16 protein-coding genes and 1 rRNA gene are annotated in these 19,995 nt (G+C 46.7%); 11 read left to right on the top strand and 6 right to left on the bottom strand.

The window, feature by feature from the left end:
* Window positions 1–21: 21 nt before the first annotated feature.
* Window positions 22–738, top strand: coding sequence for a trehalose operon repressor (gene treR, locus ACWOEX_RS04075; protein WP_455298203.1), 717 nt, complete (start codon window positions 22–24; stop codon window positions 736–738).
* A gap of 81 nt (window positions 739–819) precedes the next feature.
* On the opposite strand, the gene treP is transcribed toward treR, so the two are convergent.
* Entirely contained in the window at window positions 820–2,778 is a 1,959-nt protein-coding gene (gene treP / locus ACWOEX_RS04070) for a PTS system trehalose-specific EIIBC component (protein ID WP_455298202.1), read from the bottom strand.
* Between the two features lie 349 nt (window positions 2,779–3,127).
* Here treP and thiE point away from each other — a divergent pair, with 349 nt between their 5' ends.
* Both thiE and thiD read left to right on the top strand, forming a co-directional pair.
* A complete protein-coding gene (gene thiE / locus ACWOEX_RS04065) occupies window positions 3,128–3,781 on the top strand; it encodes a thiamine phosphate synthase (RefSeq protein ID WP_455298201.1) in 654 nt (217 codons plus the stop codon).
* Entirely contained in the window at window positions 3,782–4,630 is an 849-nt protein-coding gene (gene thiD / locus ACWOEX_RS04060) for a bifunctional hydroxymethylpyrimidine kinase/phosphomethylpyrimidine kinase (protein ID WP_455298200.1), read from the top strand.
* A gap of 63 nt (window positions 4,631–4,693) precedes the next feature.
* On the opposite strand, the gene ACWOEX_RS04055 is transcribed toward thiD, so the two are convergent.
* Window positions 4,694–4,912: a DUF4177 domain-containing protein gene (locus ACWOEX_RS04055; protein ID WP_455298199.1), complete on the bottom strand. Its 219-nt coding sequence runs from the start codon at window positions 4,910–4,912 to the stop codon at window positions 4,694–4,696.
* A gap of 163 nt (window positions 4,913–5,075) precedes the next feature.
* Between ACWOEX_RS04055 and ACWOEX_RS04050 the strand changes: the two genes are divergently transcribed.
* The 3 genes from ACWOEX_RS04050 (at window position 5,076) to ACWOEX_RS04040 (ending at window position 8,759) form a co-directional block, all read left to right on the top strand.
* Complete coding sequence (locus ACWOEX_RS04050; protein ID WP_455298198.1) at window positions 5,076–5,609, top strand: LOG family protein; 534 nt, start codon at window positions 5,076–5,078, stop codon at window positions 5,607–5,609.
* Between the two features lie 90 nt (window positions 5,610–5,699).
* The gene (locus ACWOEX_RS04045; protein ID WP_455298197.1) at window positions 5,700–6,578 is read left to right on the top strand and encodes a hypothetical protein; all 879 of its coding nucleotides are present in this window, start codon (window positions 5,700–5,702) and stop codon (window positions 6,576–6,578) included.
* 21 nt (window positions 6,579–6,599) lie between these two features.
* Window positions 6,600–8,759, top strand: a complete 2,160-nt coding sequence (locus ACWOEX_RS04040; RefSeq protein ID WP_455298195.1) for a CocE/NonD family hydrolase — start codon at window positions 6,600–6,602, stop codon at window positions 8,757–8,759.
* A 53-nt stretch (window positions 8,760–8,812) separates the two neighbouring features.
* Here ACWOEX_RS04040 and ACWOEX_RS04035 read toward each other — a convergent pair whose 3' ends face one another.
* A complete protein-coding gene (locus ACWOEX_RS04035; RefSeq protein WP_455298193.1) occupies window positions 8,813–9,514 on the bottom strand; it encodes an ABC transporter ATP-binding protein in 702 nt (233 codons plus the stop codon).
* 151 nt (window positions 9,515–9,665) lie between these two features.
* Between ACWOEX_RS04035 and ACWOEX_RS04030 the strand changes: the two genes are divergently transcribed.
* Both ACWOEX_RS04030 and ACWOEX_RS04025 read left to right on the top strand, forming a co-directional pair.
* Entirely contained in the window at window positions 9,666–11,867 is a 2,202-nt protein-coding gene (locus tag ACWOEX_RS04030; RefSeq protein ID WP_455298191.1) for a PTS transporter subunit IIBC, read from the top strand.
* 11 nt (window positions 11,868–11,878) lie between these two features.
* Window positions 11,879–12,817, top strand: coding sequence for an endonuclease/exonuclease/phosphatase family protein (locus ACWOEX_RS04025; RefSeq protein WP_455298190.1), 939 nt, complete (start codon window positions 11,879–11,881; stop codon window positions 12,815–12,817).
* Between the two features lie 76 nt (window positions 12,818–12,893).
* Here ACWOEX_RS04025 and ACWOEX_RS04020 read toward each other — a convergent pair whose 3' ends face one another.
* Entirely contained in the window at window positions 12,894–13,901 is a 1,008-nt protein-coding gene (locus tag ACWOEX_RS04020) for a LacI family DNA-binding transcriptional regulator (protein ID WP_455298188.1), read from the bottom strand.
* Between the two features lie 135 nt (window positions 13,902–14,036).
* On the opposite strand from ACWOEX_RS04020, the gene malQ reads away from it, so the two are divergent.
* Together malQ and ACWOEX_RS04010 are read left to right on the top strand one after the other, a co-directional pair.
* Window positions 14,037–15,545, top strand: coding sequence for a 4-alpha-glucanotransferase (gene malQ / locus ACWOEX_RS04015; protein WP_455298186.1), 1,509 nt, complete (start codon window positions 14,037–14,039; stop codon window positions 15,543–15,545).
* A 13-nt stretch (window positions 15,546–15,558) separates the two neighbouring features.
* Window positions 15,559–17,823, top strand: coding sequence for a glycogen/starch/alpha-glucan phosphorylase (locus ACWOEX_RS04010; protein WP_455298184.1), 2,265 nt, complete (start codon window positions 15,559–15,561; stop codon window positions 17,821–17,823).
* A 51-nt stretch (window positions 17,824–17,874) separates the two neighbouring features.
* On the opposite strand, the gene rbsK is transcribed toward ACWOEX_RS04010, so the two are convergent.
* Together rbsK and deoC are read right to left on the bottom strand one after the other, a co-directional pair.
* Window positions 17,875–18,789: a ribokinase gene (gene rbsK / locus ACWOEX_RS04005; RefSeq protein WP_455298182.1), complete on the bottom strand. Its 915-nt coding sequence runs from the start codon at window positions 18,787–18,789 to the stop codon at window positions 17,875–17,877.
* A 15-nt stretch (window positions 18,790–18,804) separates the two neighbouring features.
* A complete protein-coding gene (gene deoC / locus ACWOEX_RS04000) occupies window positions 18,805–19,464 on the bottom strand; it encodes a deoxyribose-phosphate aldolase (protein ID WP_455298180.1) in 660 nt (219 codons plus the stop codon).
* Window positions 19,465–19,907: 443 nt separating this feature from the next.
* Between deoC and ACWOEX_RS03995 the strand changes: the two genes are divergently transcribed.
* A 16S ribosomal RNA gene (locus ACWOEX_RS03995) occupies window positions 19,908–19,995 on the top strand; the annotation flags it as partial.

The raw sequence follows: 19,995 nt of genomic DNA, 5'->3' as shown, positions 1-19,995 counted from the left end.
ACTAAGAGGAGAACGTATATCATGAACAAATTCAAGGCGATTTACGCGGATTTGAAACAGCAAATTTTGAATAAGGAATATCCAGCCGATTCACTGTTGCCGAGTGAGAACGCACTCGCCAAGAGTTATGAAACCTCGAGAGAAACGATCCGAAAAGCGCTCAATCTCTTGCAGGAAACGGGATATATCACGAAGAAGCAGGGCAAAGGCTCGATCGTGGTTGACCTCGAACGTTTCAACTTTCCACTCTCACACTTAACGAGTTTCCGTGAATTACAGAGCGAGCTTGGACTCGATGAGCATACCGTCGTGCATTATTGCGACAAGATCACCGTCTCCGATGAACTCAGTCAGATTACAGGTTGGGAAGCCGGCGCGCTCGCCTGGAAAGTCGTGCGTCAACGCCAGATCGATGGTGAATTCGTGATTTTGGATATCGACTATCTATTAGCGAGTGTTGTCGAAGATATGCCGATAGAACATGCGGAAAATTCAATTTATCACTATCTTGAAGATATTCTCGGTTTGAATATTGCCTATGCGCAGAAGGATGTCACCGTCGAGGCAATCTCTGCGAACTTCCAAGATCTCATCGACTTTAATCCCGGCGATAAACATGTCGTGCTGGTGAAGAGTCTCGTCTATCTCGATGACAATCGCTGCTTCCAGTACTCTGAATCCGCGCATCGCATGGACAAATTCCGCTTTACAGATTTCGCGAGGCGTATCAAAAAATAAGCAAAACAAAGACCGACAGTTTACATGCTGTCGGTCTTTTTGAGTGGTTTAGTTGTTATATGGTGTTTAGTCGTTGTTAGTTTAGAATTTCAAGTCACCAACTGTGGCTTTGGCAGTCACCTCATTATCAGCAGTGATTGCCCATTCAGAGGTCTCTCTCATATTAGTAAAGGCAACGATAATGTCGGTCGCTTTATCACTCGCTTTGATCTGATCGAGATCCACCTCAGCGATAAGTGTATCTGGTGTGATCTCGTCGCCTTCCTTAATCTTAATATCGAACGATTCACCATTGAGCGCGACGGTATCGAGTCCCATATGAACGAGGACTTCAACGCCGCCTTCTGTTAGTAGGCCGATCGCGTGTTTGGTGTCAAAGATGTTGGTCACCTTACCGAAGACGGGCGCATAGACCTCTCCATCGGTAGGTTTCACCGCAAAACCGTCACCCATTAATTTCTGGGAGAAAACCGGATCATCGACGTCAGTGATCGGAATGAATTCACCGTTAACGGGTGCAAAGATCACTTCTTCAACGAGTTCATCCGCGGTTTCTGGTGTCGCCGCAGCAACAGCTAAAGTTTCTGCTTCAGGTTCATCGGCTTTTTCAATGTCAGCCACTTTGGCACCTTCTTTGACCATGATGCCGCGTTTTTCCATCACGAGCGTGAGGATGAACGGAACAACAATCGCAACAGCGGTACTGATAATGAAACTGATGTAATCGCCAGGACGAATCGCTAAGATCCCTGGGATACCACCGACACCGATACTGAGGGCGCGGACACCGAGGATGGTGCTGATGGTTCCGGCAGCACCACCACCGATCATCCCAGCAACGAATGGGTAGAGGAATTTCAAGTTAATCCCAAACATGGCCGGTTCGGTGACCCCAAGCCATGCAGAGATGAATGATGGGACGGCGACGGATTGTTCTTTTTTGTTGTCGCGATGTGCGACGATAACCCCGAGCACGGCCGCGCCTTGTGCAATGTTAGAGAGGGCGATGATTGGCCAGAGATTGGTCGATTGGAAGTCGGCGATCAATTGGGTGTCGATCGCAAGGGTCGTATGGTGTAATCCGGTCACCACGAGTGGTGCGTAGGCGAAGCCGAAGAGACCACCGAACAACCAGGAGATGGAGGAAGTGAGACCGAGGTTAACGATCTTAGAAATCCAAGTCCCGATTGTCCATCCGATCGGACCGAGGAAAGCATGTGCGATAATCAATGTCGGCAGTAGTGAGAATAACGGCACGAAAATCATCGACACGGATTCTGGAATGACCTTACGCCAACCTTTTTCGAGATAGGCGAGCAGGAAACCGGCCATCATAGCGGGAATAACCTGCGCTTGGTAACCGACCATGGAGACTTGCGCGAAACCAAAGTCCCAAACTGGAATATCGGAAGCGGCGACCTTCACCACGTCATACGCATTCAATAGCTGAGGTGAGACGAGCGTGATCCCCAAGATAATCCCCAAGATCTGGGTGGTACCCATCTTCTTCGTCACACTCCAGGTGATGCCGACCGGTAAGAAGTGGAAAATCGCTTCACCCGGTAGCCAGAGGAAATCGTAGACACCTTTCCAGAAGACGGATTGTTCAGCGATCGTTGCACCGCCGAACTGAACTTCGCCGAGAATATTTCTAAAACCGAGAATCAAACCACCGACAATAATCGCTGGAATAATAGGGGTGAAGATTTCAGCGAGAACGCCGACGATCTTTTGTAACCAGTTTTGATTTTTGGCGGCTTGGCGTTTACTTTCGCCTTCAGAGACACCGTCGATACCAGTCACCGCAACGAAATCGTTATAGAAATTAGCGACATCGTTTCCGATAATGACCTGGAACTGTCCGGCGTTCGTGAACATCCCTTTAACGCTCGGAATATCATCGATCGTATCGCGCTCCGCAGCGTCGTCATCATTTAGCACAAAACGCATACGTGTCGCACAGTGGGTGACGGAGTGAATATTCGCTTCGCCACCGATCGCTTCAAACAGCGTCTTGGCATCTTGTTCATACTTGCCCATATGTATATCTCCTTTCCTGTATATACATGTTATTGAGTTGTTTACTAGTCTAATATAACTCGAAAGAAATTGCAAACGCTTTTAACAAAAAGGTAATAAATATCATCGACAACTTCTGAACCCTTTTCATACGCGTGATCATCAGAAATATGCTATACTGCCATTAGACATACGAATCGTTCTCGGGGTGCTGTAATAGGCTGAGATGATACCCGCAAACCTGATGCAGACAATGCTGCCGTAGGAAATGGAACAATAGTGTTGGCGCACATTGTCTTGAGTAGGCTGTCTCATCAGAGGCGGTCTTTTTTTGTTTATTTGGCACGCTGAGACGTCTAGGAGGGATGATATGTCAAAACTATTTCATAAGGAAGATCTGAAACTCTATCTTGTGACCGATCGCTTCGATTTCAGTGATGCTGAATTTCTCGAACGTATCGAATCAGCACTCAAAGCTGGTGTCACGATGGTCCAGTTGCGGGAAAAGACCGCTTCGACACGGGAATTTTATACGCTTGGGCAACAAGTAAAACAATTGACCGATAAATATCACGTCCCGTTAGTGATCGATGATCGCGCTGATCTCTGTCTCGCGCTCGATGCGGACGGTGTGCATATCGGTGATGATGAGTTGCCAGTCGCTGTAACGCGTCAGCTCGTCGGTCCCAATAAAATTGTCGGCGTCTCCGTAAAATCCATCGAACAGGCTGAGCAGGCGGCGTCGGATGGTGCAGATTACTTCGGTATCGGTGCTATTTTCCCAACCGCGACGAAAGCTGACGCCGATGATGTCTCTAAAGCGACCCTCACCACCATTAATGCAGCGACAGCGATACCGTCTGTCGCAATCGGTGGTGTGAAGGACGACAATGTACTGGAATTAGCTAATACGGGTATCGCCGGCGTCGCCATTATCAGTGACATTATGCTGGCCGATGACGTGACAGCGAAAGTGCAATCATTCGATCAGAAGTTAGACACACTCTTGAAGGGAGAGGATTAGATGACTGAAACGAACAGCACACCGCAAGTCGTCACCATCGCAGGTGTGGATTCCGGGGGTTGTGCCGGGATTCAAGCCGATTTGAAAACATTTCAAGCGCGTCAGGCGTTCGGCATGAATATCGTTGTCGCGCTGACCGCACAGAATACCCTTGACGTACAAGCGGCCTTGCCTGTACCGACTGACTTTATCGACCAGCAGTTCCAATCCCTCTCCGAGGATTATCATCTGACCGCTGCGAAAACGGGCATGTTAGCGGATGCCGAACACGTCCACTGCGTCGCTGAAAATCTCAAAAACGTCGACTTCGGGCCACTCGTTGTCGATCCCGTCATGATCGCAAAAGGTGGGCATCCCTTGCTTGAAGTGGATGCGGTCGAAACGGTCAAAACAGAATTGATCCCATTGGCGACGATCGTGACCCCGAATTTGCCAGAAGCTAAAACAATTACGGAAATGACTATCGAAACGCCAGCCGATATGCAGACGGCAGGTCAACAGATCCAAGCGCTCGGTGCCAAAAATGTGGTCATCAAAGGTGGACACTTGAAAGGCGATCAAAAAGCGCCGGATTACGTGCTGTTAGAAGATGGGACGGACTTCTGGATGCAGGGACAGCGTGTCGATACGGAAAATACGCACGGGACAGGTGATACGTTTGCCAGTGCGATTGCGGCTGAGCTCTCCAAAGGGGAAACGGTTGAAACCGCGATTAAAGTGGCAAAGCAGTTCATTCAAGGTGCAATTGAAGACGGTATTCATGTCGGCTACGGTCACGGACCAGTCAATCATTGGGCGGCACTCAGCGACCACGTCACTTTTGCAGAAACACTCGATAAAACCAAATAAAAAAGCAGATCACTAAGATCTGCTAGGAGCCACTACTTGGGGGTCAAGTGGTGGTTTTTTGTATTAATCGACTAAACGTTCAAAAACAAGTGTCGCCTGCACGCGGTCACCGCCACCGACGCCTTCACTCTCGCTTTCGCTCGTTGACATGGTGTGAAGACGGTAGCCTTTCTTTGCCTGTTTGTTCAATAAATTCTCTAAACCATTCAAGTTGCGAGAGCCCGTGCCGAATAGTTTTTCTTTTAGCGTGACTTGCATCACTTTGTATTCATAATTTGCCATAATTGCCTCCTAAATTGTATCTTTGAATCAATAATAACGAATAATGTATCGAAAAACAGTGCAACCGATAAATCTTAGTAAAACATTAAAGATATGTGATCACCGAAAAAACGCACACAGTCTGTTAAAATAGAGCAGAAGACGAGAAGATGGAGGTAGGACAATGAATATTACAGTTTATTGTGGCTCAAATAGCGGGGATTCACCAGTTTATGAACAAGCTGCACAGGCGCTCGGTGAATGGATCGGTTCACATGGACACTGCTTGATTTACGGTGGTGGCGATGTCGGTTTAATGGGCGTCGTATCCCGTGCCGTGATGGCGAGTGGTGGTGAAGTGGTCGGCATTATGCCAGAAGTACTGTTGGATCGTGAGGTGCAAAACCGAGAAATTACGGATTTTCAAGTAGTACCCGACTTCGCGACACGTAAAACTAAAATGGCAGATATGGGCGATGCCTTTATTGCCTTGCCAGGTGGTCCGGGGACGCTTGAAGAAATTGCCGATATCATCTCATGGGTGCGTGTTGGAATCTACGATGCACCATGCATTCTCTACAACGTAAAACATTACTACGACGCGCTTTACGGAATGATTCAGCACATGGTGACAGAAGGCTTTATCCAAGAAACAGATGTTCGACGTCTGACGCTCGCAGAGAATTTAGATGCCGTGGTTTCTGCATTAGCAGAATAATTATAGAGAAGTAATAAGATTGTTGTTGTGAATTGACAGAATTTACCTTACAATATCTTAGGTTATAACTCATGAAATGGAGGGATGCGTATGTTCAAATGGCCCGTACTCGGCAGTTTATTGATTGCGTTTCTGCTGACGCTTGCGGTTGAGATCGCTGATTACCGCAAACATTGGCACAGTATCCAATCTCAGACAGATACACATTTAACGAAGAATGGTCTGGCCGGCGCACTGGCTGTTTTTCTCGATGCGATGGGGATCGGCAGTTTTAATACTTTATCGGCCATGATGAAAGGTTTTAATTTAGTACGTGATCGCGATATTCCAGGTACCTTGATGGTCAGCACGGCCTCGATTGCACCGCTCGTATCGATGGTTTATGTGACCACGATCAACGTTTCGCCGACAACGCTATTGTTGTTGGTGATACCAGCAGGGATTGGCTCGTTCATCGGCGCTTCCTTCCTGACCAAAATTTCGGAAAGTATGATCCAACTCGCGATGTCGATCGCACTGAGTTTCGTCGCGTTATTGGTCTTACTTGGACAGCTCAACTTGATTCCTATCGGTGGTGAAGCGTTCGAATTGAGCGGCGGACCGTTAATTTTCGGGATGATTATGATGACCGCACTCGGTTTCATCGTGAACTTCGGTGTCGGCTTGTTTGCGCCGTGTATGATCCTCCTCTACAGTCTCGGCATGCATCCGGAAGCCGTTTTCCCGATTATGTTCTGTGGGACGACCATCATTCAGGCAGTTTCCTGCTTTCCTATTATTAAGAGTGGTGCCTACAACCGCAAAGCCTCTCTCGCAATTACGGCGTTTGGTATCCCTGCTGCGTTGGCAGGCACACTGTTTGTCAGCTCACTGTCTGCGGATAGTTTGCAGTGGATCGTTTTGATTGTCGTCATCTACACGGCTGCCAGTTTATATTTGTCCTACCGCAAAAATCACCAATCTGCCTAATCAGGCGTAAAGGAGAAAACGATGAAGATTATTGATAAGCAACTGATTCATGAAATTGGTCAAGAACTATTCGCCACGGCGGATTACACGACAGAAATGGTGCTCGGTTACTTCAACAGCGTGCGCTTTCCACAAAATGTTCACGATCAACTCAAACGTTTATTACCACAGCAGTATACGACACCGACCGATTTACTCGAAGAAATTCTTGCCATGACGGTGACGCGTCGGTTCAATGTATTGGAAGAACTGATTCATTCCGCACACTTGCCGCAATTCTTGGCTAATTATCGTCCAGAAGGCCCACTCGTGTTTCATGATTGCGCTATTACGGCTTATGATGAACGACAATCGATCACAGAACGCATCTTTGTCGAGAGTGATTATGCGACGACGGATGCGGAATACGGGGATCTGACGGAAGTGTACATCCGCCGTCCCAAAGAAATCACAAAAGGCGAAGGCGTACCGATTGTTTTTGTTGCCGATCCTTATATGATGGGGGCGAACGAAGAATCCTTCACGAAGCATTTGCATCCGAACAAGGAAGATTACAGCGAGCCGATCAACGATGTGAAGTTAACGCTTGAGCTAAAACCGGCAAAACATCGCCCGATTAAGGAAACAGCGACTGCCACGCAAACCGCAGAGTGGCCGAATGATGCGAAGCGTATGACGTTTTATGAACATTATGTATCTCGCGGTTATGCGATCGTGATCTATGCGGGACGCGGTGCCTACTATTCTGAAGGGTTCAATGTAACAGGGACACAACTTGAAGTTGAAGCGGTGGATAGCGTGCTTCGTTGGGTGAATGGTGATGCGCACGCCTTTTACGATTTGGAAGGGGAAACGGCAGTAGCCTGCGATTGGAGTAATGGTGCAGTCGGTATGACTGGTCGTTCATATTTGGGCACGCTCCAGATTGGGGTGGCCACACAGACAAAGAGTCCGGCGCTCAAGACTATCGTGCCGGAAGCGGCAATCGCCTCCTGGTATGATTACTACCGCTACAACGGTTTGGTGGTCGCACCTGAAGGGTTCATCGGTGAAGATATCGATCTATTATCCTGGTTCTGTGAGAGTTTCTTGTTGAATCCAACCAATGCACCGAAAGCACGCAAAGCAGCCTGGCAGACGGTATTAAACAATATTACACACGACATGGATCGCGGTAGTGGACAGTACAATGCCTTTTGGGATGGTGGTAATTACTTGAAAGATGCCGCTAATCTCACAGTGCCTTACCTTCTCGTGCACGGGACGAACGATTGGAATGTGAAACCATCGCATCCATTCAAGTTATTAGAGGCAACGGCTGGAACGAACACACACCGTCACTTTATCATTCATCGCGGCGAACATATCTCACTGCACAGTCTATTGAACTACGACTACCTCGCAGTGCTCGATCGTTGGTTCGATCACTGGTTGCTTAATGTCGGCACGTGGGACTGGCAAGACGGTCAGGGAATCGTTCAGAGTCAGTGGGACGCGGACGATTGGTCGCTTGTTGATACTACACAAACTAAAAATATCGACTGGCAGATTGCAGCAGCTCAGCGTTTGACGACAGCTGACAGCGATCAAAGTCAGGAAATCGTATCGTTCCAAGATAAATTGGACTATCCAACGGTCAACGCATGGGAAGCTGAGATCGTGGATCCAGAGAGTGATACTTCAGCAGTGTACCTCAGCGAACCATTGAATGAAGCACTCCATATTCACGGTATCAGCACGCTTGAACTCAATCTCAAAACCGATCATGCACCAGGCGCATTATCCGCTTGGTTGGTCGATTTCGGAGAGGGGATAACAGTTGATCAGAAGATGGAGACGTTATCTGAAACGGAACGTGTGGCTTGGCAGCGTGAGATCAAGCAGACGCGCTTCAATCAGATGCAGACGACGACATCGTATCGCATCGTGACACGCAGTTGGATGAACCTCTTGAATACCAAGGATCATCGCATCACACTGGAAACCGACTTCGATACTGATCACAAGCACGATTACGCATTAGATTTTGTTGGAATAGATACCGTCATTCCAAAAGGACATCAGCTCGGTCTCGTCATCTTCGGTTATGACCGAGGCTACACGCTGCTACCAGATATTGAACGTCATTTTGAACTCGATGAAGCGAGTGTTAAATTAACATTATCTGTATTAAAAAAATAGCACCATCACAAAAGGGTATCGCTTAATTTTAAGCGATACCCTTATTTGTTTGATTACCAGTGAATCTCATCGATGTCAGCTGGCGAAGAGTTTGTTTCAGATGCTGCGAGTTGCCCATCTTCCAGAGTAATCACGCGATCAGCAATAGCCGTGAGTGCTTCGTTATGCGTCACCAAAATGACGGTCATATTTTCTGAACGACTCAGTTCTTGGAGCAGGCGAAGTACTGTTTTACCCGTTTCATCATCGAGTGCGCCGGTCGGTTCATCCGCCAGCAATAGTTTCGGTCGTTTGGAGATGGCACGCGCGATAGCGACACGTTGCTGTTCACCACCAGAGAGCTGGCGCGGATAGTTCTTCGCGCGGTCTCTCAGTCCGACACGTTCGAGTACCTCATCGGAGGGAATAGGGTTTTCCACCAGATCGGAAGCTAATTCAACATTCTCCTTCGCCGTTAGTTTTGGCATGAGATTATAAGATTGGAAAATAAAACCGATCGACTGACGGCGGTAATCGGTACGCTGTTTGGAATCGAAATCAGAGACGGGTTCGCCGTCAACGATGAGTGTTCCGTCCGTTAAAACATCCATCCCACCGATCAGATTCAACAGTGTCGTTTTCCCCGCACCGGAAGCCCCCGTAATCACCACTAATTCGCCAGAGTCGATGTTAAATGTTAGTCCTTTATTCGCTTCGATGGCCTGTTCTGCTGCTTGATAAGTTTTTGATACATTTTTCGCTTCAATAAACGCCATATCACACATCCCATTTCATTATTTCTCATTCATTATGCGTGACGAAATATAGAAATTCAATGGACAGAACTCAAATATTAAAATCAGCTATTGACAATGCAACCGTTTGCGTTATAATCTATGAAAACGATAACAATAAAAAGAGGTGGAAATGATGAGTGCCATAAAGAAAATATTTAATTTTGATTTTTGGCAAAAATTCGGTAAAGCGTTGATGGTAGTCGTTGCCGTCATGCCTGCTGCCGGATTAATGTTAAGTATCGGTAACGCCATTCCGATGATCGCGGATTGGGATTGGCTGAATGCGGTTGGAACCGCCATGGCCGAAATCGGCTGGGCAATTATTGGTAACTTGCACTTGTTATTTGCCGTAGCTATCGGTGGTAGCTGGGCAAAGGAACGTGCAGGTGGTGCCTTCGCAGCTGTGATCGCCTTTCTATTGATTAACCGTTTGACCGGGGCATTCTTCGGTGTAAACGCAGGTATGCTCGCTGATCCAAATGCCATGACACAGACATGGTTTGGACAATCTATTCCAGTCAACGGTTACTTTATTTCAGTATTGGAAGCACCAGCCCTTAACATGGGTGTGTTCGTTGGTATTATTGCCGGATTTATCGGAGCGACTGCTTTCAACAAGTACTACAACTATCGCGGTTTACCAGACGTATTGTCATTCTTTAACGGAAAACGTTTTGTGCCGTTCGTAGTCATTGTGCGTTCAGTAATTGCAGCCATTGTATTATCGGTTGTATGGCCAGTGATTCAGGGTGGTATCAACAGCTTTGGGGTTTGGTTAGCCTCCTCACAGGACAGTGCGCCATTCCTCGCACCATTCCTTTACGGGACATTGGAACGTCTCTTATTACCATTTGGGTTACACCACATGTTGACGATTCCGATGAACTACACGTCACTCGGTGGGACGTACACCATCTTGACAGGCGCGCAAGCCGGTCAAATCGTTCAAGGACAGGATCCGCTCTGGTTAGCCTGGATTCAGGACTTAGTCAACTTGCGTGGGACGGACGCTGCCGCTTATGAAAACTTACTCGCTACGGTAACGCCTGCACGTTTCAAAGTCGGACAGATGATCGGTGCTGCGGGGCTATTAATCGGTATTGCTGTGGCAATGTACAAGAATGTTGATCAGGACAAGAAAGCATTCTACAAAGGGATGTTTCTCTCTACAGGTGTATCCGTGCTCCTTACCGGGGTAACCGAACCGATTGAATTTATGTTTATGTTCCTAGCCATTCCGTTGTACGTTGTCTACGCCGTACTGCAAGGGATCGCGTTTGGGATCGCTGACATCTTTAACTTACGTGTTCACTCCTTCGGTCTGATCGAACTCGGTGCGCGTATACCATTGATCGCGAGCGGTGGTATTATCGGTGATCTCTTCAACTTCTTCATCGCCTGCTTAGTCTTCGGATTAGTCGGTTACTTCGTTGCGAACTTCATGATCAAGAAGTTCAACTACGCAACACCAGGACGTAACGGTAACTACGAAGAAGCACAGGTTAAACCAGAAAATGGCAAACAGGGTGAACAAACAACGGCAGATGGTGATCAAACCGTCTTCAATGTGATTCACTTACTCGGTGGTTTGGATAACATCCAGGACGTTGATGCATGTATGACGCGTTTGCGTGTAACAGTGGCAGATCCAGGCAAAGTCGGCAGTGAAGCTCTCTGGAAGAAAACAGGTGCTATGCGTCTCATGATCAAACAGAACGGTATCCAAGCTGTTTACGGACCAAAAGCCGACGTATTGAAATCAGATATCTTAGACGTGATTGATTCCGGACAAGCCATCCCAGAAGCAAACTTTGATAAGGAAGAAGCTGACGCAGCGACTGAAACAGCTAATGTGACAGCAGCGGCAGCGATGGATGAAGAATTAGCATTGCCAGTTGACGGTCAGTATCTCACGATCGATCAGGTGAACGATGACCTCTTCAGTCAGAAGACAATGGGTGACGGTTACGCGGTTGAACCGAGTGATGGCCATATCGTGTCACCAGTCAAAGGTGAAGTCACAGCCGTCTTCCCAACAAAACATGCGATCGGTTTGAAATCAGATACCGGTGTAGAAGTACTCGTTCACTTAGGAATCGATACGGTAGAACTCGACGGTAAACCATTCACCATGCACGTCAAAGAAGGCGACGTCCTCGATATCGGTGATCCGATTGTTGATATGGATATCGATGCAGTGAAAGCTGCCGGGAAAGAAGCAACCGTCATCGTTGTGATTACCAATCAGCGCGATAATCAGTTAAAATTAACATTAGCTAACCCGAACCATATCGGTAAGGGTGACTTTATCGGCGTGGTACGCCAACAGTAAAGGATGACAGGATGAAACTTTTGACGCTCAATACCCATTCGTGGCAGGAAGAACATATGGTGCAAAAATTCGATACGATTGTTCGTGCAATAATGGCGGAACGTGTCGATACGATTGCTTTACAAGAGGTAAATCAGACACACGATGGAACAGAACTTCTGCATTCACCCGCTGAATTTTTCGCAGACTGGTTGATCAACTATCGCGGTAAGTCGGAGGGGGAAGCTGAGTTAATACTTGAAGAGATGATCGATGATACCTACGCGGACGATCATTTCGCACCGACACGTGTATTGATTCCAGAAACAGAAGCCATGTCGCCGACGCTCGACAATTACGCGCGTCTGCTCGTTGAAGCGTTGCATCTGCTCGGTGAGGATTATCACTGGTACTGGATGCCGGCACACACGGGGTATCGTGTCTATGATGAAGGGTTAGCGATTTTGAGTCGCCAACCGTTCAGAGCGTCAGAATTTTTAGTGAGTGACCCAGAGATTCCGTACAGCGACTATCGCCGTCGTGTCGTGCTCGCCGCACAGTTTGAGGATGTCGCAGTATTGAACGGGCATTTCGACTGGTACAAAGCGGACGGTACAGGCTTTGTCTATGAATGGGATACACTCGTTGAGACTATCAAGCAACAGTTCAGCGCAGGCAAATTAATGATTGCGGGCGACTTCAATCAGCTTGCTGATATTGATGGTGAAGGCTATCAGTACATTAAGGACACCATGCCTGAACTACTAGACAGTTATCATCACGCAGCAGAAGTCCGTGGTCAATTCACTGTCCCAGGTCAGATCGATGGGTGGGAAAAACAATCCGACAGCAAACGTATCGACTACGTCTGGACGCGCGGATTCGATCAACTACAATCGCACGAAGTGATTTTCGACGGCAATAAGCACGCGGTCGCAAGTGATCATTTCGGTCTCCTAATTAACAGCTAACATTTACAAAAACAACAAAAAACAGCACGTCAGCGTAAGCGAGAAAATCGCAAACGTTAGTACGTGCTGTTTTTAGTTATGTACCCGGTGTAATGAGCGTCGCCGGTAAGATACGGTGAATGTTTTCGATCGTTTGATTATCTGGACAGTTCAAGATATCGAAGAGCAGATTGACGCTCTCACTGCCGAGGGATTGGCTGTCAAGATTAATATAGCATTCATTCGATCCCATCAATGTATCGGAAGAATCATACGCTTTGAAAGTAGCAAGTGGTGGCAGGGCGTGATGTTGCTTCAGGTAGTAGGTGCGCATTCCGCGGGCGATCAACTGGTCGATGACGATAAAACTATCAAAATTAGCCTCAGTCTGAAGTAAATGTTCCGCAAGTGCATAGCCGGCAGATGGTAGGAAGGCATTGTCTAAGGAAACTTGATCATCTGAAAAATCAAGTTGCTGTTCCAGTAACGCCTCCTTGAATCCTTGGAGACGCTGTTTGACGAATTGCTGGGTCTGGTCGCCTCCGATGTAGAGCGGACGCTGACTGCCGTTTTGGATGAGATATTCTGTCAATTCCTTAGCAATTTGACGGTTGTCATTGTCGACGTTTGGAATTGAGATATCGCTCGGTGAGCCGATAACGACCACCGGGAAGTTTTGTTTAATCGTGAAATCTAATAGTGGGTCATCCTCTTTGGCATAGAGAAAGATTAACCCGTCAACTTGATGACCGAGAATCATCTTCTGCAGATTCGCCCTACGCGCCTCGGTATCGTGGCCGGAAGAGAGCTGCATCGCATAGTTATGTTCGGTGATCGCTTCATTAATACCGCGCAACACCGTTGGGAAGAACGGATTCTGATAAAAAGCATCTGACGCTTCGGGAAGAATAATGCCGATCGCTTCCGCATGGCTGCGCGCGAGACTCTGAGCGCTTGAATTCGGAATATAGTGCAAGTCAGCCATCACCTGACGTACTTTTTGTTTGGTTTTGTCGCTGATAGAAGGGTGGTCAGCAATTACGCGCGAAACAGTAGACGTCGCCACCCCTGCTTGCTCAGCAACTTGTTTAATCGTTACGGTCATCGTGTGACCTCCTTTGCTGGTATAAAGCCTATTATAAAGAATTTATAAAAAAAGATGCAAATTTAACGCAACCGCTTGCGTAAAGCGCGCGATTCACGCTATAATAGCGGTAACAAATGGAGAGAAGGTGTGATTATGGAACGCGCAAGTGGCGTGTTAATGCACATAACATCACTCCCAAGTCCTTACGGTATTGGCACATTGGGAGCAGAAGCCTATCGTTTCGTCGATTTTCTTGTCGAAACGAAGCAGACCTATTGGCAGGTACTGCCGCTGACGACGACGAGTTATGGGGATTCCCCGTACCAGTCATTTTCAGCGTATGCGGGTAATACAAATTTAATTGATTTTGATCTTTTGGTATCAGAAGGTTTATTAGAGCAGTCAACACTCGACCAACAATCATTTGGGGACGATCCACGCAATGTGGACTTCGGACGCTTATTCATCGTTCGCCGAGCACTCCTCGATCAGGCGGTCACGCGCTTTATCGCGCAGGGAGGCATGGATTCTGAGGCGTTCACTCGTTTCTATCATACACAGAAAGCCTGGCTCGACCCGTTCTGCCAGTACATGACGGTCAAAGAATCGTTCGAACACCGTGCTTGGTACGAATGGCCAACAGAATATCGCACATATAATGAAACAACCGTCCGTGAATTCTGCGATGAGCATCGCGAGACCTATCATTATCATCTCGTGACACAGTTCTTCTTTGCCCAACAATGGCAGGCATTGAAGCAGTATGCGAACGACCACCACATTCAGATTATCGGTGACATTCCGATCTATGTGGCGAGAGACAGTGTCGAGATGTGGATGTTCCCAGAGTTGTTCAAGGTGAATAGTAACGGTGATCCTGAACTTGTTGCAGGGACGCCGCCAGATAATTTCAGTGCGACCGGCCAATACTGGGGGAACCCGATCTATGACTGGCAGGCAATGGCGGACGACCACTATCACTGGTGGGTAGACCGCGTACAATATAATCTCTCGCTCTACGACGTGCTTCGTATCGATCATTTCAAAGGCTTTGAATCCTACTGGGAAATTCCGTTCGGTTCGCCGGATGCGTCATACGGTCACTGGCAAAAAGGTCCTGGCAAAGCACTATTCCAAGCGATTTTTGATCAGTTAGGCGATACGGCAATTATTGCAGAGGACCTCGGTTTCATGAATGACCAGGTGATCGCTTTGCGTGAATTTACCGGCTTCCCAGGTATGAAAGTAGAAATTTTCGGTTTCGATGGGGATGCAGATAGTGAAGATCTACCGCATAACTATCCAGCTAATTCTGTCGCATACGTCGGTACCCACGACAATGAAACCGCACGTGGTTGGTATGAGGCACTCGAACTGAAAAAACAAAAACGGATGGATCATTATTTGCGTCGTGGTGACGATGAAGCGCCAGCACTCGCATTGAATCGTGGCATTGCGGCATCACACAGTGACTTAGCGATTCATACCATGCAGAACTTATTGAATTTAGGGACGGAAAGTCGCATGAATATCCCGGGAACGATCGGCGGTAATTGGCAGTGGCGTATGCTTGATGCAGAGTATACAGAGACGTTGACGGATCATCTGTTGGATATGACAACGATATACAGCCGCGAGAACCAAGCACTAGATCACGAATAAAAAGGAGTGGCTCATGATTAAATTAAATGAACGTGCCAATCAAACATATAATAAAAATCTAGATGATTTATCGAATGAACAGCTTTATGCATTATTGCTCGGTGCCACACAGGAAATCATTAACGAACAGCCGTTGAACCAAGGCAAGAAGAAGCTATACTACATTTCTGCTGAATTCTTACTCGGAAAATTGTTAGACAGCAATCTGATTAATTTAGGTATTAAAGCAGAAGTCGAAGCTGAACTCGCCGCGTACGGTAAAACGCTAGCCGAAATTGAAGCGGTTGAGAATGAACCGTCGCTCGGTAATGGGGGACTCGGACGCCTCGCTGCTTGCTTCATGGATTCTATCGCCGCACTCGGCTTGAACGGTGATGGTGTGGGGTTGAACTATCACTTTGGCCTATTCCAACAATGCTTTGAAGCCAATCAACAACATACCAAACCGGACGCATGGTTGTCAGATAATAGTTGGTTGCGTCCAACTGATACGCACTATACCGTTGATTTCGGTGACTTTTCGGTGAACTCGACGCTTTACGAGATTGATGTACCTGGCTACAAACAGGCGTCACACAACCGTATTCGTCTATTCGATATTGACAGTGTCGACGAAAGCATTATCGAAGCTGGTGGAATTGATTTCGATAAGACTGAAATTGCGAAGAACTTGACGCTCTTCCTTTATCCGGATGATTCTGATCATAACGGACGTTTGTTGCGCGTGTACCAACAGTATTTCATGGTATCAAATGCGGCACAGTTGATGATTGAAGAAGCGATCGAGCGTGGCAGTAACTTACACGACTTAGCGGATTATGTGGTCGTTCAGATTAACGATACGCACCCAACGATGGTGATTCCAGAGTTGATCCGTTTATTGACGGAGAAATATGATCTTGCATTTGATGAAGCGGTCGAGATTACATCAAACATCGTGGCGTTTACGAACCATACGATTTTGGCGGAAGCATTGGAGAAATGGCCACTCGAAGATATTCGTACGATTGCACCGAAATTGGCAGTGATTATCGAACAATTGGCAGAGCGTGTGGCTGCAAAATATGATGATCCTGCAGTTGCGGTGATCGATGAGAATCAGACAGTGCACATGGCACATCTTGCTATTCATTACGGGTTCAGTATTAACGGCGTTTCGGAATTACACACAAATATTCTTAGACGTACGGAATTGCAGCCGTTTTACGCCATCTATCCAGAAAAATTCAATAATAAAACGAACGGGATTACGTTCAGACGTTGGCTCATGTCTGCCAACCCGGCCTTGAACGATTATCTTAACGAATTGATCGGCACCGAATGGCAAACAACGGGTGATTTGACACCACTTGCCGATTATCAAAATGATGAAGCGGTGACTGGACATCTCTTTGACATTAAACAATCGGCGAAACTGCGTTTGGCTGAGCATTTGCGCACGACGAAAGGTGTCGCTATCGATCCAAACAGTATCATCGATGTGCAGATCAAACGCATGCATGAATATAAACGCCAACAGATGCTGGCGCTATATATTATTAAGAAATACATGATGATCAAAGCTGGGCATATTCCGAAACGTCCGATCACGATTGTTTTCGGTGGTAAAGCGGCGCCTGCATACATCATCGCGCAGGATATTATTCATTTACTGTTATCACTCTCAGAATTGATTGCGAATGATCCTGAGGTGAGCTCACACTTGAAAGTCGTTTTTGTCGAGAACTATAATGTCACAGAAGCAGAGTATCTTATTCCAGCAGCGGATATTTCAGAACAGATTTCGCTCGCATCAAAAGAAGCGAGTGGTACGGGAAATATGAAATTCATGTTGAATGGGGCGCTGACGATCTGTACGTTCGACGGTGCGAATATTGAGATTGCCGATCAAGTGGGACGTGAAAACATCTATACGTTTGGCGAATCGAGCGAGACGGTTGAACGTCTCTATCAAGAAGATGCGTACCATCCAGAAGAATATTATGCGAAGGACAGCATTAAACCGCTCGTTGACTTTATCGTGAGCGATGAACTATTAGCGTATGGTGTACGGGAACGTCTCGAACGCCTATACCAAGATATTAAATCCCACGATTATTTCATGGGCTTGCTCGATCTCGAATCGTTCATTGACATTAAGGAACGTGTCTATGAGGACTACGAAGATCGCGGTGCATGGGATAAGAAGTCACTCCTAAATATTGCGAATGCCGGCTTCTTCTCTTCAGACCGTGTCATTGCAGAGTATAACGAAGATATTTGGCATCTCGATCATTAAAATAGAGCATAATAAAAGCAATGCGCAAGCACGCATTGCTTTTTTGTTTGCTTAGAATTTATCGCGCCATTCGTCTTTGAAGTGTGGGCTCGCTTTGAGTTCGTCGAGCGTCGGAATACCGCCCTGTGCGCCTTCTTTTTGAATAGAGAGGGAGGACGCTAATTGTCCGAAAGCGATCGCTTCGCCGAATGGGAGTCCTCTGAGAAGACCGACTGCGAAAGCGCCGTTGAACGTGTCGCCAGCACCAGTCGTATCAACGACATGATCGACAGTGAACGCCTCACAGCGTACGAGTTCTTCACCATTATGATAGATGACACCTTCCTCACCGACTGTGATCATTAAATGATTGGGATACTGTTTGAGAATATTCTCTGGTGTATCCGACCCAAAAATCGTAGAGAATTCTGTTTCATTTGGGGTGAGGTAGTCGATTTTCGCAATCCATTCATCCTCGAGTGGCATAGCCGGCGCGGGATTATAGATCACTTTGACATCATTTTTATCACAAAAACCAATCACGTATTTGATAACGTCCGATTGAATTTCATTTTGTAAAATGACGAATTCGCTCGCTAACAACATGTCTTCATAGGCTTTGACATGATCAATCGTTAGCTCGTGGTTTGTTCCCGGAATGACAATAATACTATTATCTCCATTGGCGACAGTAATTAAGGTCTGACCGGATGTCGCACCTTCGATGGTCGCCATACCATCAATATTGACATGGTTTGCCTCAAAGTTTTCGCGAATACGTTCACCGATAGTATCATCGCCGAGCGCACCGATCATGTTAACTGACGTACCAAGACGAGCAGCAGTGACTGCTTGATTGGCACCTTTACCACCGAATTGGTCGGTCATTTTATCACCAATTAACGTTTCGCCAACTTTAGGAAAATGATCAGCAGTTGCCACATGGTCGACGGACATGCTGCCGACAACTGTAATTTGTTTCATCATTAGACCTCCATTTTCTTACGAGAGTGCTTGGACAGTCGCACTCATACCGAGGCGGTCGGCTCCCGCTTCAATCATTGCGATCGCTTCTTCTTTTGTATGAATGCCACCAGCTGCTTTCACGCCTATATGGTCGCTCACTGCATCGCGCATGAGTTTGACATCATGGCGTGTCGCGCCGCCCGTACCGAAACCGGTTGAGGTCTTCACGAAGTCAGTGCCGGCAGCTTCAGCAAGCTGGCAAGCCTTAACTTTTTGTTCATCAGTGAGGTAACAAGCTTCGATAATCACTTTTAGCAACTTGTCATGTTTGTGAGTAGCATCAGCGACAGATTTAATATCCGCTTCGACAATGGCATCTTCACCATCGATCAGCGCACCAATGTTAATCACCATATCGATTTCTTCTGCGCCATCTGCGATTGCCTGTTCGGTTTCAGTTACTTTGCTCTCAGTATTCGATGCCCCTAATGGAAAACCGACGACAGCAATAGGGTTAACGGGCGAGTCTTTTAAGTAATCAGCAGCAAGTTTCACGCGCGCACTGTTGACACAGACGGATGCGGTGTTGAAGTCTATTGCTTCTTGGCAAACTTTCTTAATCGCGTCAGCGGTTGCGTCCGCCTTTAATAACGTATGATCAATTTTCTTCGCAATTTCTTGATTCGTTAGAGTCATACAACTTCCTCCTTGTAAAGCGTTTTCTAACAGGTCAGTGTAACACTTTTAGGGGTGAATTATCAATTGAATATATGATTTGTTTTCAAGAAAGAATGAACTTTTTTCAAAAAACTTTCAAAAAGTTGTTGACAGCGACCATAGACCATGTATAATTGTACTCACGTTGTTTTTGAGAGACACCTCTCAGTGCAACGCTAACAAAACTTTTTCAAAAATAATTCAAAAAAGTTGTTGACACATACAACAATCTGTTGTATGATATAGAAGTTGTCGCAAAAAAACGACGACACGATAGATCTTTGAAAACTGAATAAAGTAGACGAACCAAAATGTGCAGGGAATGAATCGTAAGATTCTCCCAAATAATTCAAAAAGTCTTGACGGACTATAAACTGTCAGCGAACTTTACGAGTCAGATACGATAACTCGTGAAATTAATCTTTCATGAGAGTTTGATCCTGGCTCAGGACGAACGCTGGCGGCATGCCTAATACATGCAAGTCGTGCGAACAATCATGGTGCTTGCAC

It is taken from the genome of Aerococcus vaginalis, from assembly GCF_053762225.1.
Note: the sequence above shows the minus strand (reverse complement) of the source record. Positions and strands in the feature narration are given on the sequence as shown.

What these genes read in the sequence shown, in the direction of transcription:
- malQ (WP_455298186.1), top strand. Translation starts at nt 14,037, where the DNA reads ATGGAACGCGCAAGTGGCGTGTTAATGCACATAACATCACTCCCAAGT.
- rbsK (WP_455298182.1), bottom strand. Translation starts at nt 18,789, where the DNA reads ATGATGAAACAAATTACAGTTGTCGGCAGCATGTCCGTCGACCATGTG.
- deoC (WP_455298180.1), bottom strand. Translation starts at nt 19,464, where the DNA reads ATGACTCTAACGAATCAAGAAATTGCGAAGAAAATTGATCATACGTTA.
- ACWOEX_RS04045 (WP_455298197.1), top strand. Translation starts at nt 5,700, where the DNA reads ATGTTCAAATGGCCCGTACTCGGCAGTTTATTGATTGCGTTTCTGCTG.
- ACWOEX_RS04030 (WP_455298191.1), top strand. Translation starts at nt 9,666, where the DNA reads ATGATGAGTGCCATAAAGAAAATATTTAATTTTGATTTTTGGCAAAAA.
- ACWOEX_RS04025 (WP_455298190.1), top strand. Translation starts at nt 11,879, where the DNA reads ATGAAACTTTTGACGCTCAATACCCATTCGTGGCAGGAAGAACATATG.
- ACWOEX_RS04020 (WP_455298188.1), bottom strand. Translation starts at nt 13,901, where the DNA reads ATGACCGTAACGATTAAACAAGTTGCTGAGCAAGCAGGGGTGGCGACG.
- ACWOEX_RS04010 (WP_455298184.1), top strand. Translation starts at nt 15,559, where the DNA reads ATGATTAAATTAAATGAACGTGCCAATCAAACATATAATAAAAATCTA.
- treP (WP_455298202.1), bottom strand. Translation starts at nt 2,778, where the DNA reads ATGGGCAAGTATGAACAAGATGCCAAGACGCTGTTTGAAGCGATCGGT.
- treR (WP_455298203.1), top strand. Translation starts at nt 22, where the DNA reads ATGAACAAATTCAAGGCGATTTACGCGGATTTGAAACAGCAAATTTTG.
- thiD (WP_455298200.1), top strand. Translation starts at nt 3,782, where the DNA reads ATGACTGAAACGAACAGCACACCGCAAGTCGTCACCATCGCAGGTGTG.
- ACWOEX_RS04055 (WP_455298199.1), bottom strand. Translation starts at nt 4,912, where the DNA reads ATGGCAAATTATGAATACAAAGTGATGCAAGTCACGCTAAAAGAAAAA.
- ACWOEX_RS04040 (WP_455298195.1), top strand. Translation starts at nt 6,600, where the DNA reads ATGAAGATTATTGATAAGCAACTGATTCATGAAATTGGTCAAGAACTA.
- ACWOEX_RS04035 (WP_455298193.1), bottom strand. Translation starts at nt 9,514, where the DNA reads ATGGCGTTTATTGAAGCGAAAAATGTATCAAAAACTTATCAAGCAGCA.
- ACWOEX_RS04050 (WP_455298198.1), top strand. Translation starts at nt 5,076, where the DNA reads ATGAATATTACAGTTTATTGTGGCTCAAATAGCGGGGATTCACCAGTT.
- thiE (WP_455298201.1), top strand. Translation starts at nt 3,128, where the DNA reads ATGTCAAAACTATTTCATAAGGAAGATCTGAAACTCTATCTTGTGACC.